Source organism: Solimicrobium silvestre, from assembly GCF_002976435.1.
Lineage (GTDB): Bacteria > Pseudomonadota > Gammaproteobacteria > Burkholderiales > Burkholderiaceae_D > Solimicrobium > Solimicrobium silvestre.
Genome location: NZ_PUGF01000038.1, coordinates 18,066 through 30,465, shown reverse-complemented (window position 1 = coordinate 30,465; position 12,400 = coordinate 18,066). Strand labels below are relative to the sequence as shown.

Here is a 12,400-nt window from a genome sequence, read left to right as displayed (position 1 = left end):
AAAAAAATGGGATGCTCAAAAGGACTATTTCCGATTAAACTGACGCGTCTTGAGCGGCTTTAAAAAGTCGTTTGAATGGAAAAATTAGGTCGCAGCGCGAATTCTTGTTTTTACACGGCCTCGGCACTATGCAGCCATACAAAGAAACTTCCAGTTTTGTTGTTAACGCTTACTACGACGTGAAATCAACTACGGCAACTGAAAGAATAAATTAGATGAAAAAGTTATTTTTTTCTCTCGCTCTTGTACTCTCAATATCAGCAACGGCGCAAACAGCTGAACAGGATAGAGTAAATGCCGAGTGTACAGTGAGGTCGTTTTTTCTGCAGTATGCAAGTGAAGCATTCGGCAGAAGTGGAGCGGAACCTAAATTCCGTCAAACGCAAGGCGCTTTCGATTATGTCGTTGAAAAAACCAATAACCAAGACCTTAAACCAAAAGAAAGTAGGGAGTTAATCAAGTCGGTTGTGAATTTCGTGTATGGCTCACTAAGGCCAGACGATGTCTCATTAGTGAGCTTAGTAAACATGAGAGATGGTTATCGCGCTTATTGTGTGTCACACCCTGCAGAAGCGCTTGGGGACGTGCGTGTCATTGACCTAGATAAGGCCCTTAGCGCAAATACTGCCGGGTCTTACCATGTACAAAATAAGGATGGTGGAGAGACTATCTGTAGTCAAGGTAAGTGCGTATCGAAACCGCAAAGTCCACCACATTACGGCATATCTTATTCGGAAGCGCGAAAAGTGGTTGTGAAATTGGGTTGGGTTCCTACCCCTTCGGTTATGAGTACCATTCTACGTAAAACTGGGGAGTTATCTACTAGCGGTACAAAGTTTGGAACAAATGAGGCGTATGGGAATTGTTTGGCTGGAAGTCCGTTGTGTGATAAGTCAATGCCAGAATTGGCCGATTGCGGAATTGATGGTAAATGCACTGCCGTTTGGGGAAAAGATGGTGAGACTTTTTTTTACTTTATAAAAGGTAACGTAATTACAGGATACGGTAGTACTCCTGCGAATTTTATAAATAAACGGTAAGTTACAACCGGAAATTTTGAGTTATCGTGAGCTTGAATTATTAAACAGAAGATTATTGATTTCCGATTTTGTATATGGTTCTGTCCCTGGATTCTATAGCGATGTATAACTCAATATGTCTATGTCAAAGGCGCTCAGGAAACAGACTCTGGCCATACCAAAAGTGTCTAAATGAATGACCGCATTGTAGTTTCTCGACAGGCAGCTCAGGGCACACGATTGCCATTGGCGGTCTGTCGTTTTTACTGGTTGATACCGATTTATTGTGCAATGCGATAAATTGGACTGCACCACTTTCAATCTTTGAGGCGCATCGGCTGAACTTGCCTGAAATAGTGGTTTCAACAAAAGAGCCATAATCCTGAATTAAGAACGTTAAAGGCATTTCAATCACCAAATACGGATACCCAAAATTGAACAGTGCCTTTGCCGTTCGGAGCGGCCTTCTCTTGATACGCTAACCCATCTATTTGCCAGCCCGGAATATCGACTAGCGTGCGCATAAATAACCTCTTTATACGGGTGATTTGCGATGCTTCGGCCCACTGAATCTTAATAACCGCCCAAAACCCGATCAATCGCGTTTTGAATTTCAAATTGATAAATTTGGGCTGAGCTGACAATGTTCTTTAATTCGCCTGAATCAATGGCACCAAGCTGAGGGGTATCTAAAAAATAGTCATTCCCATTCACAGAAATGAGCGGAAAAACATCGATGGGGATGTTCAGTGCCTGGAACTGCTGTAGCGGGCGTAATGGAATCACTACTCTGGAAATTAAGCCGCTGACAATATTGTTATGCACGTCAATTAGATACGGGATTGCATTTTATTCTTTCCCGGATTGATATATATATCAAAGCGGGCCATATTAGAAGGTGCGCCATTCTTGTAAAGCGACACCTTCGGTTTCTATGTTTTTATTGTATGCAGTGATGAAGTTGGCATGTTGTTCATTCCATTTTCGTTCTTTTTGGTTTCGTATTTCTTCGCGTAATTTTTGTTCACAAAGCGGGGAAATGTTGAGGCCAAGCTCTTTTGCGTGTTTTTTTAGTAAAGAAGGGCTCATGTGAGTTCCTTATGCGCATTATATTGCTGCATTTACGCTTTAAAACTGAAATTTTTTAATGTATTTCCTTGCTGACCATAAAAATGTTATTGCTGTGAAAATAGTTCCATGGCAGCATGAATTTCGCTTCATGTTTGAAACTGCACCAAAACACCCCAACCAGAGGATGCAATGAACAATCTCATTTTTAAATTTTTTTTGGTGCTTAGCATAATGCTCGTGGCATATTCAGCAAATGCTCAAACACCTGACGCCGATGCAGCATTTCGCCAGCAAGTGAACGCATTTTTAGACGAATGGCATGACGATGCGGCACATGCTAATTATCGCTACTTTGACAAAATCGCTAAAGAGGGCGTGTATATCGGCACCGATAAATCAGAACGTTGGGTGCGGGATGATTTTAAAGCATGGGCCAAGCCGTATTTTGATAAGCATAAAGCCTGGACTTTCCATGCAATTAAACGCAACGTCGCATTTTCTGACGACAAATCCTTCATCTGGTTTGATGAGCAGCTTAATACTCAAATGGGCATCTGCCAGGCATCGGGCGTTATTCGTAACACCAAAGATGGTTTGAAAATTGAGCATTATCAGCTGTCACTGACTGTGCCTAATCCGCTGGTTCCTCAAATTCAAAAAGAGATTAGCGATTTTGACGCCAGGCAGGCGCATCAATAAAATTTTAAGACGTAAGGAGTGCCGCGCGTAAATTCACGGCACTCCGCTTGGCGCTAGTTGGTATTTGGTGCCGTAAAAATGTCGGTGGCACCGGTGAACGACAGAGTGGTTGTGGCGCTTGTATGCGCCAATAAGGTTGCTACAACGTCTGTTGCATATACTTGCCGGGTGCTTTCTATCATAGCGGAAGCGCCTCCACTGGCGAGTATCGATGTGCCCGTTATGCTGCAAGTAAGTGCGCCGCTGGAGGCGAGTGAGCGATCTAGTAAATTAACGCACCCTTCATAGTCGTTACCAACGGATGGATAAACAATGTTTGAGTTGACTTCTTGTTGTCCGTTAGCAGTAAAACTGAGCGCTAAGCTTCCAGAGCATGTTCCACCAGAGGTGCACGTTTTCAAGTCGCTAGGTCGCGCCACTGCGGTGTATTGCAGGAAGCTGGTCGGTGTTCCGATGCCACCGCTTTGGTCACCAGGCGAGCCGAAGTTAGACACTAAATAGGCTCCGTTAGCCGCCTCATCAATGAATACCCGATGATATTCATAGCTGCATTGCCACCCACCGTTGGCGTAACAATTAGTGGAACCGGCCACGTTTGATCCGATACTAATATATTCAAACAACGTCTTTCCTGAGCCGGGTGTATTGATGCCGGTTATGTTGGCAATAGCGCGATCTACTGCGTAGCGGCCATTATTCCTTTGGTCTTCCAGAGTCATTACATTTAAGCTGCCAGCCGTGGTATCTAATTTTAACCAGGCAATAACGCTCAGTGGAGCAATGATAATTTGTTTAGCGTAGTTGGCGGAGGTGACGGCAGTCACCGTGAGCGGTAATGAGGCGCCAGCCTGGTCAGTTGGTGCGCTGCAACCACCGGCTGAAATTGGTTGGTAGATAATATTTGTAGTCGCCGCTGGGAAGCTCAGGGTGAGGCTGCCGACAATGGGCAGGCCATCGGTATCAATTTGTGCCGCAGGTAATAAATTGCCGAGTGCGCAGACGATGGTGCTGGCTTGTTTCAGGCGGCCAAACAAAGTGGTTGAAGCGCCATTGCTGTTTAGAAAGTTAGGGTCAAGTGCCTGCCCCATAAAATTTTTCAATGATTCCTGTGCCTGGATAGTGACGGAGCCAAGCGTGCATGTATTGCTTGCGCCAGAGCAGGTAAAACCACCTCCGTTATACAAATTGAGAACGGAGAAATCACTTCCGGCTGGTGCGCTACCTGATTCTGGATCCCATATCACCGCCAATCCCAATTCGGCAGCGACTGCCTCGCTAAAAATGCTACCCCAATGTTTTGGGAAATAATGTTGCAAGTTAACGGCGGTGACTACACTTGAGTTGGTGAAGTGTGGCGTTTCAGCAATCATGTTTTGTTGGAAAGTAGTGGTGGCGCTAGCAAAAGAAACTGGGGTTGGGGCGGTGCCGGATGAGCCAGATGAGCTCGATGTTGCTGTCGGTGAACTACTGCCGCTGCAGCTGGACAGGCTGAGCCAGACAAGCGATGAAATCAGTGTGAGAGCCAGGCGCAAGCGCCAGTTAGGAATTGTGCGCATGATGACCTCTTAGTTGGGTAGACCAAATTAGTTTAGATTTGGTTTATGCGACTTTCAAGGAGTGAATTGTGATTGCTTGCCGTCAATAGTTAACATGGCGGAATTTTAGCCTAGAGTAGATATAGGAACACCGCGCTGAATATTTTCAACGCGGCATGCAATATTCCTATGTGCAAGCGTGGCTTAGTAACTGAAATTAGTAACTAAAACTACTGCCAGGTATGGTCCAGGTATCTGTTGCAGCCGAGCAAGCAGCTAAATCCAGAATGATATTTTGTTTGGATGTGGTTGTCGTATTGGCGGGGTTAAGGCAAAAGCCGGACAACACAGATGCTATCGATTGTTGCGTCGTGCTTGTGTCGGTAGTAATTGTCCATTGCTGATTGATTGCTCCGGGCACGCAGGATTCAATGGCAACATTCGCGCCGCTGGCACCAATGCCATCCGAAACAGTCAGGCAATAGTTATCGTGTAACTGAATGCTGTGATCCGCTGCATAGACCCAAAGTGAACTAGCAGCAGAACTGCCGCCATTGGCGCTGACTGAGGCGGCAGTTGGGCATGCTGACAAGATCGCGCTATTACTTCCCGCTGGCGTGCCGTCGCTGACGCCTGATACTGAACTCAGACAAACTCCGGTGTTGCCTGCTTTGAACAGGCCTTGTACGGTTTGCCCGGTACCGCCTTTTATTTCTGAGCTATTTGCACTAATTGCATCATTGATGTTGGTGCAGCTGCCGCTTGCGCCGGTATCCGTAGAGCTTGGTGCAAATGCGATAGTTTTGCCTGTTGTAGCGTCTACCACTGATGCAGACATCACGGCATCAGTACTTGGTACTGACATACAGGTAGTGCGGTGGTTATTCCAGTCAAAATATTCTATCCATTGCACAAAATCAGATGAACCGGGAATGGTTGGAATGCTGCTAGTCATATGTGGATACAAGGTGGCGCTCTGTTGAATGCTGCCAATAACAAAACTCACCGGATTAGCAATGCCGGGCGTTACATCGGTAACCGTGGATTTAAACCAGCTGTTGCCCTGTGCGATGACACTGAATTGGTAGGTGTGATTGACTTGCCAGTTATACAGAATTTTGCATTGTGCTCCAGCAGATCCATCGTCAGCTGTCGTGCTCACGGTACAAGTACTACCCGTTGAGCCAGGTGTAGCTGCTACCGCATTCCACAATGAGAAAAGGAATTGTCGGCCAGAACCTGTGCCATTGACTAACATGGTGGACTGCATGCCGGTGTATCCATTTAAGGCATACGACTGGTTACTCCAAAACACATTTGAGTCCGGGCCCGGATCGACTTTCGGTGTGATGAAAAAATCCATTTCCGACATGGTTGTCGTCGTGCTTGGAACATACCACCAGGAATATGCGCCCGGTGTTTTTCCATCTGCAGTTGGTGTTGCTGTCGGGGTATTACTCGTTAATGTTAATGTAGGTAAGGTTTGCCCGGCCAAACTTGCATTGCTTGAACCTGATGCAGCCGTAATGGAAAAGACAGGCGAGTAATTGCTGGCAAGCGCCAGGGTTGGGATAGTTAACGTGAATCCGAATGAGCATGTTCCACCTGCCGGTACCACCGCACCTGTCATAGTGACAGCGGCACTATTTGCAGCACTGCTAAGTGTTCCGCCACAACCCTGAACTAAATTTGCGGCAGTAAATCCCGTCGGTAAGTGCAGCGTAAATTGTGCATTGCTGGCAGCCGTTGTGCCAGTGTTACTCAGTACAATGGTTGCCGTTGTACTGGAGCCTACCGCTGCGGTGCTGTTAGCCAGACTCCATGCCGCGCTGTATGTGGACGTTACGGCAGGTGTTGTAGGGGCTACTGGAGGCGTTGGTGTCGGGGTAGGTGTTGGCGCTGGTGCTGGTACTGGCGCTAGCACTGTTCCACCAGTGCTGCCAGTTCCGCCGGTGCTGCCTGCAGCACCCGAGCTACTTGCACCACTAGCGGTGCCGCTACCGCCGCCACAGGCCATTAATAAGCTACCGAGCCCTGCTATAAGTAGGCCTAACTTAACATTAGTGATGAATTTTTTAGACCAGCTTAGTCGTAATGTTTTTTTATAAGTAGTTTTGGGCAGGATCATTGTGATGATTTTTTCATAATTGGCAGATCGCATGGCAGTCTTATTCAGAGCGATTGCAAGCAAGGTTTAATTTATTCAATAAAGCAGCACATTCTTCATTATTTATTTCCGTGCGGCAAATTTTTGCGGTGCTTTTGGGGGAATTTAGCGGCGCTTAGTTTGATTTTGTTGTATTTGAGAATCTTTTATGCGGCAAGATTCTCAAATAGTTGCTTTAAAAATAAAAAATAGACGCAGTGAACCTGATCTTTGCCGGCTTATGATTTTTGATAAACCCGTACCCAGTCAACCTGCATTTGCGCTGGCCAAACTGTAGTGAGATCCGGCGCGCCGGGCCAGTCGCCACCCACGGCCAGATTCAGCACTATAAAGAAGGGCTTTTTGAAGACATCGAAACCATCCGTATTGGAAGAGATATCAACCGTTTGATACACATTTCCATCAACGGAATAGATCACTGTTGTGGCATTCCACTCGATACCAAACACATGGAAATCATTATTGAAGTTGATATCGCCGGGATTGCGATAAGAAGCGGTGAATGACTTCACATCCGAGGCCGGATTGGGATCCAGATTGGGCCGGTGCAGACTTCCCCATATGACTGAATTCCGGTTACTGCCATCGTCGTCTTTGCCGCCAACCATTTCCATAATGTCGATCTCGCCCGAGCCAGGGAAGCCGACGCTATCAATATCTTCACCCAACATCCAAAAAGCGGGCCACATACCTTGGCCATACGGAAGTTTAATCCGTGCTTCCACCTTGCCATAGGTCCAGTAGGCTTTGCCTTTGGTGATCAGCCTGCTCGACGTATAGTTAAGGCCGCCATAGCTTTGCTGGCGGGCGGTGATCGTTAAGTAGCCATCGCTTACGCTAGCATTGTCGCCAGCGGTGTAATACTCTAATTCATTATTTCCCCAGCCATCGCCACCGCTTTCTAAACTCCATTTGCTGCTGTCGAGCGAGGTATTATTAAACTCATCGGACCAAATCAGTTGCCAGTCAGATGCAACAGGAACGATTGGGGGAGTGCTGTTGTTTGCACTGCCAGAATTACTGCCTGATCCGCCACCTCCACCGCAAGATGCTAAAAGCAGAGCTGTTAATAAAAAGCTGGTATGTTTTCGTATAAAAGTAATGGTCATGTAAGTTGGATTTATGTTCTGAGGTGAGCGTGTCGATACAAAAGAATTCAACGTGCCGTTTTCGGCGGTGCCAAGGATAAACAGGGAGGTAATGTTTGTCTACCGCAATCTGATGTGTGATTAAGGAAGTGCCGATGATTTCATTAAGCAACACCATGAACAACAATTTTGCTGAATACCAATTAAAATAAGCCACCATCAGCACGCTGGAAATGTAAGACTTTGCCTAGCCCGCACACTAAAATTTCCACCGAACTTTCACGACTAAATTACCGGAAAAACCACCATGACCACGCTCTCAAATTTCCCTATTACCCAAAAATGGCCTGCCGCACATCCTGAGTACATCCAGCTATATTCCTTGCCAACTCCGAACGGCGTCAAGGTATCAATCATGCTGGAAGAAACTGGCCTGGCTTATGAGCCGCATCTGGTGAGTTTTGATACCAATGATCAAATGTCGGCGGCCTTTTTGTCGCTTAATCCCAATAATAAAATTCCCGCGATCCTAGATCCTAACGGGCCCGGTGGAAAACCATTAGCGCTGTTTGAATCCGGCGCGATTTTGCTGTATCTGGCAGAAAAAAGCGGCATGTTTATGCCAAAAGATGGCGCGGATCGCTACGAAACTATCCAATGGCTGATGTTTCAGATGGGCGGCATCGGGCCGATGTTTGGTCAGCTCGGTTTTTTCCATAAATTCGCTGGTAAAGACTACGAAGATAAACGGCCACGTGATCGTTTTACTGCAGAATCAATTCGTTTGTTGAATGTACTGAATCAACGCTTAAATGGACGTAACTGGATCATGGGTGACACTTACACGATTGCCGATATCGCGATATTCCCGTGGGTGCGTAATTTAATCGGATTCTATGGTGCCGGCGATCTGGTTGGTATTGATAATTTCCCTCATGTCATGCGGGTTCTTGATGCCTTCGTGGCACGGCCAGCGGTTATCCGTGGCTTGGCAATTCCTGCACGGACTTAAGTTGACTGAGGAAAATTTAGTCATAAAAAATTAAGCAATTACAGGCTTGCAGTGTATTTCCGCTCGGCATCGAAAGTTGTACTGAGATTTTTTTCGTGTTATTTTAAATAAGGCCAGTACCCATGTTCGATGGTGTTACTGGTTTTATTTTTTTTATGGTCGGTGTGTTTTAGGTGATGTAATAGCGCCGGCGTAACTCAGTTTGTGTATGTACAAAAGTAAGTGCAAGGTAGGTGCATGAGCAAGGCAACGGACTGGTTTGTTGTCGCTGTAAATGGAGGTAATTTCCTAGTGAGTGTTGAAAAACTAGCGATTAAAAACGTGTATAAGATTTTTGGTGATCAGCCTGAACAAGCCATGCAGTTAGTGCGCGAAGGCAAAAACAAAGATCAGATCTTTGCTCAAACCGGGCAGACCCTTGGGGTCAATAATGCCAGCTTGAGTATCAATGAAGGTGAAATCTTCGTCATTATGGGTTTGTCCGGTTCTGGCAAATCGACTCTGGTGCGGTTGCTTAACCGCCTGATTGAACCGACTGCCGGAGAAATCTGGGTAAATGGTCGGGACATTACCAAATTAACGGCCAGACAGTTGCGTGAATTTCGACGCACCGAAATCAGCATGGTATTTCAATCGTTTGCGCTGATGCCGCATTTAACAGTCGTCGATAATGTGGCTTTCGGTCTGGAATTGGCGGGGCAATCTGCCAAGTCACGGCACGAGGCGGCATTGTTGGCATTGGATAAGGTTGGCTTGACGGCACGCGCCAATAGTTATCCTGACGAACTTTCCGGCGGTATGCAGCAGCGAGTCGGTTTGGCGCGCGCGCTGGCTAATTCCTCGCAGATTCTGTTGATGGACGAAGCGTTTTCTGCGCTCGATCCGCTGATACGAACTGAAATGCAGGATGAATTGGTGAAACTCCAGGAGCAAGATAAACGTACCATTATTTTTATTTCCCATGATCTCGACGAAGCGATCCGGATCGGTAATCGAATTGCGATTATGCAGGGCGGGGTAGTGGTGCAGGTTGGCACGGCAGAAGAAATTTTGCGCAATCCGGCCAACGATTACGTGCGCTCCTTCTTTAAGGGTGTGGATGCGACGTCGGTGCTGTCGGCTGCCGATATTGCCCGTAAAACTCAGGTAAATATTATCGATCATCGCGGCATGGGAGTGCATGGCGCGCTGGAGCAATTGCGTCAGAATGACCGCGAATACGGTTATGTAATCCGGCCCGACCAGCGCTTACTAGGAATTGTGTCGGTGGATACGCTCCGGCGTGTCGCTCAGTCCAGTCCTAATCCTAAATTGCAGGACGCATTTTTGCCTGACATTCTTACCATCTCGCACGATACGCATATCAACAATCTGTACGAACCGCTTGCACACTATCCTTACGGCTTGCCGGTACTGGATGAGCGCGGCTGTTATCGCGGTTCGGTTACGCGCAATAGTTTGCTGGAATTTCTGCATCAGCAAGCAGCGCAAACCGGCACATCACAACCCTAGATAATTCTAGAATCCTGGTTGAATTTAATTGAATCGGACTCAAGCGTGGGGCACCAATCTGGTCTGCCCCGGTGATAGCAATTGAGATGAGTCCTGACTAATATGGAGTAAAAAATATGAGTGATATCCCCGATAACTCGTGGGCGGCCGTCGGCCATCCCGAATCCGGCGCGCCAACTGACTTGCAGCCGGATACCTTTGTTGATCCGTGGGCGGCGATGAGCACTAATTCAGATTCCGGTAATGCCGACTGGCTTAATACCGCGCCTGATTTATCCGCGTCAAATACCGGTATCGACTGGCTCAATCCATTTGAACATAAAATCCTGCCGTTAGATTCGTGGGTGAATGATGGTTTGACTTGGGTGATTGGGAATTTTCGTGAAACGTTTCAACATGTTCGAGTGCCGATTGAAGGCACTCTGACGCTGGTTGAAAATGCGCTGCAAACTACACCAGCGCTGTTGACGATCGCGTTGTTTGGATTGCTGGCATGGCAGTTCAGCAGCCGTCGTCTCGCCATCGGTGCGGTATTATCGTTATTGTTAATCGGGTTTTTAGGTGTTTGGTCGGAAGCCATGACGACGCTGTCGCTGGTGCTGACCTCCGTAGGGTTTTGTATTGTGATCGGCTTGCCGCTCGGAATTTTGGCGGCACGTTCCAATTTGGTTGAAAAGATAGTGCGTCCATTGCTGGATGCAATGCAAACCACGCCCGCGTTTGTTTATCTGGTGCCAGTCGTAATGTTATTTGGTATCGGTAACGTGGCAGGCGTGCTGGTAACGATTATCTTTGCCATGGCACCGCTGGTGCGACTGACTAATCTGGGTATTCGGCAGGTGCGTCCCGATCTGGTGGAAGCGTCGCGTTCGTTTGGCGCTTCTTCCTGGCAGTTACTCACCAAAGTGCAATTGCCACTTGCGCTACCAACCATTATGGCTGGTGTGAATCAAACCTTGATGCTTGCGTTGTCGATGGTAGTGATTGCGTCGATGATTGCCGTTGGTGGTCTGGGGCAAATGGTGTTGCGCGGGATTGGACGTTTGGATATGGGACTGGCGACGATCGGTGGTTTGGGTATTGTTATTTTAGCGATTTTATTAGACCGCTTGACGCAAGCCTTGACTAAGCAACAGCGTAATCAGCGCTGGTATCAGCAAGGGCCGGTTGGTTTTGTGTGGCGTTTGATGCAGCGTTTCGTTGTGAAAAATCCTGTTCGCAGTAATAAGAAACTCACTTCTTTGCAGGGTAATTAAATGGAAAAATATATGTTAAAGAAAACTAATAAATGGCTAGTCGGTTTAGCTTTGTTCGCCGTTGTTTGCTTGATGTCGGTTACCAGCATGGCCGCTGAGTTTGCCGCGCCAGGTAATGGCGTTAAAGTGACGCCGATTAAAAGCTCGTTAGCGGAAGAAACCTTTCAAGCCGAGTTGGTGATACGGGCATTGCGCGATCTTGGTTATGACGTTAATCCGATTCAGGAAGTGGATTATGCGGTGGGTTATATAGCACTGGCCAGTGGCAATGCCACCTTTTTGGCGAATAACTGGAGCCCGCTGCATAACGAGTATTTTGAAAAGGCCGGCGGCACTTCTAAGCTTTATCGTCAGGGTATGTTTGCCGAAGGCGCAGTGCAAGGCTATTTGATCGATAAAAAAACTGCGGACAAATACCACATTACTAATCTGGCGCAATTACGTGATCCGCAGATCGCTAAATTATTTGACAGTAGCGGTAACGGCAAAGCCGATCTGGCCGGCTGCGACCCGGGCTGGGGTTGTGCCAAAGTGATTGAGCATCAGCTGGATGCCTATGATCTGCGCAATACCGTGACCAATAATTCCGGCAATTACGCGGCCATTATTGCCGATACCATGGCGCGTTATAAACAGGGAAAGCCGATTTTGTACACGACCTGGACACCGTATTGGTTATCGGCAGTTCTAGTTCCCGGGCGCGATGTAGTTTGGCTGGAGGTGCCGTTTTCTGCGCAGCCGGATGAGAGTAAAGACGTCGATACGGCACTGCCGAATGGCAAAAATTACGGATTTGCCTTAAATCACATACAGATCGTTGCCAACCTGACCTGGGCTAAAGCGAATCCGGCAGCGGCCAAATTGTTTGCAGTGATGAAGCTGCCGCTGAGCGACATCAGCGCCCAAAATGCGGCGATGGCCAAAGGACAGAATAAACCGACCGATATTAACCGCCATGTGTCCGGCTGGATTAAAGCGCATCAGGCTACTTATGACGAGTGGCTGAAACAGGCGCGGGCCGCGACGTAGTTGGCGGGATTG

The 12,400-nt window shown here is 47.4% G+C and carries 11 protein-coding genes; 6 read left to right on the top strand and 5 right to left on the bottom strand.

Annotated features, from left to right (window positions below; all coding sequences use genetic code 11):
* Positions 1-215: 215 nt before the first annotated feature.
* Positions 216-1,040 carry a hypothetical protein gene (locus S2091_RS23040; protein WP_105534327.1) on the top strand — a complete coding sequence of 275 codons (825 nt, stop codon included), beginning with the start codon at positions 216-218 and terminating at the stop codon, positions 1,038-1,040.
* 552 nt (positions 1,041-1,592) lie between these two features.
* On the opposite strand, the gene S2091_RS23030 is transcribed toward S2091_RS23040, so the two are convergent.
* Together S2091_RS23030 and S2091_RS23025 are read right to left on the bottom strand one after the other, a co-directional pair.
* Entirely contained in the window at positions 1,593-1,862 is a 270-nt protein-coding gene (locus S2091_RS23030; protein WP_105534325.1) for a CcdB family protein, read from the bottom strand.
* 48 nt (positions 1,863-1,910) lie between these two features.
* Positions 1,911-2,108, bottom strand: coding sequence for a type II toxin-antitoxin system CcdA family antitoxin (locus tag S2091_RS23025; protein ID WP_105534324.1), 198 nt, complete (start codon positions 2,106-2,108; stop codon positions 1,911-1,913).
* A gap of 213 nt (positions 2,109-2,321) precedes the next feature.
* Here S2091_RS23025 and S2091_RS23020 point away from each other — a divergent pair, with 213 nt between their 5' ends.
* Positions 2,322-2,789, top strand: a complete 468-nt coding sequence (locus S2091_RS23020; protein ID WP_105534331.1) for a nuclear transport factor 2 family protein — start codon at positions 2,322-2,324, stop codon at positions 2,787-2,789.
* A gap of 53 nt (positions 2,790-2,842) precedes the next feature.
* Here S2091_RS23020 and S2091_RS23015 read toward each other — a convergent pair whose 3' ends face one another.
* The 3 genes from S2091_RS23015 to S2091_RS23005 all read right to left on the bottom strand — a co-directional run bounded on the left by S2091_RS23015 (position 2,843) and on the right by S2091_RS23005 (position 7,600).
* On the bottom strand, positions 2,843-4,345 hold the full coding sequence (locus S2091_RS23015) for a hypothetical protein (RefSeq protein WP_105534323.1): 1,503 nt from the start codon (positions 4,343-4,345) through the stop codon (positions 2,843-2,845).
* A 196-nt stretch (positions 4,346-4,541) separates the two neighbouring features.
* Complete coding sequence (locus S2091_RS23010; protein ID WP_105534322.1) at positions 4,542-6,485, bottom strand: ricin-type beta-trefoil lectin domain protein; 1,944 nt, start codon at positions 6,483-6,485, stop codon at positions 4,542-4,544.
* 224 nt (positions 6,486-6,709) lie between these two features.
* Positions 6,710-7,600 (bottom strand): glycoside hydrolase family 16 protein, encoded by an 891-nt coding sequence (locus S2091_RS23005; protein ID WP_105534321.1) that lies wholly within the window; start codon positions 7,598-7,600, stop codon positions 6,710-6,712.
* A gap of 286 nt (positions 7,601-7,886) precedes the next feature.
* On the opposite strand from S2091_RS23005, the gene S2091_RS23000 reads away from it, so the two are divergent.
* The 4 genes from S2091_RS23000 (at position 7,887) to proX (ending at position 12,388) form a co-directional block, all read left to right on the top strand.
* Entirely contained in the window at positions 7,887-8,591 is a 705-nt protein-coding gene (locus S2091_RS23000) for a glutathione S-transferase N-terminal domain-containing protein (RefSeq protein ID WP_105534320.1), read from the top strand.
* A gap of 237 nt (positions 8,592-8,828) precedes the next feature.
* Complete coding sequence (proV, locus tag S2091_RS22995) at positions 8,829-10,103, top strand: glycine betaine/L-proline ABC transporter ATP-binding protein ProV (protein ID WP_105534319.1); 1,275 nt, start codon at positions 8,829-8,831, stop codon at positions 10,101-10,103.
* 116 nt (positions 10,104-10,219) lie between these two features.
* Positions 10,220-11,359 (top strand): glycine betaine/L-proline ABC transporter permease ProW, encoded by a 1,140-nt coding sequence (gene proW, locus S2091_RS22990; protein WP_105534318.1) that lies wholly within the window; start codon positions 10,220-10,222, stop codon positions 11,357-11,359.
* Between the two features lie 12 nt (positions 11,360-11,371).
* A complete protein-coding gene (gene proX / locus S2091_RS22985; protein ID WP_207769790.1) occupies positions 11,372-12,388 on the top strand; it encodes a glycine betaine/L-proline ABC transporter substrate-binding protein ProX in 1,017 nt (338 codons plus the stop codon).
* Positions 12,389-12,400 lie beyond the last annotated feature (12 nt).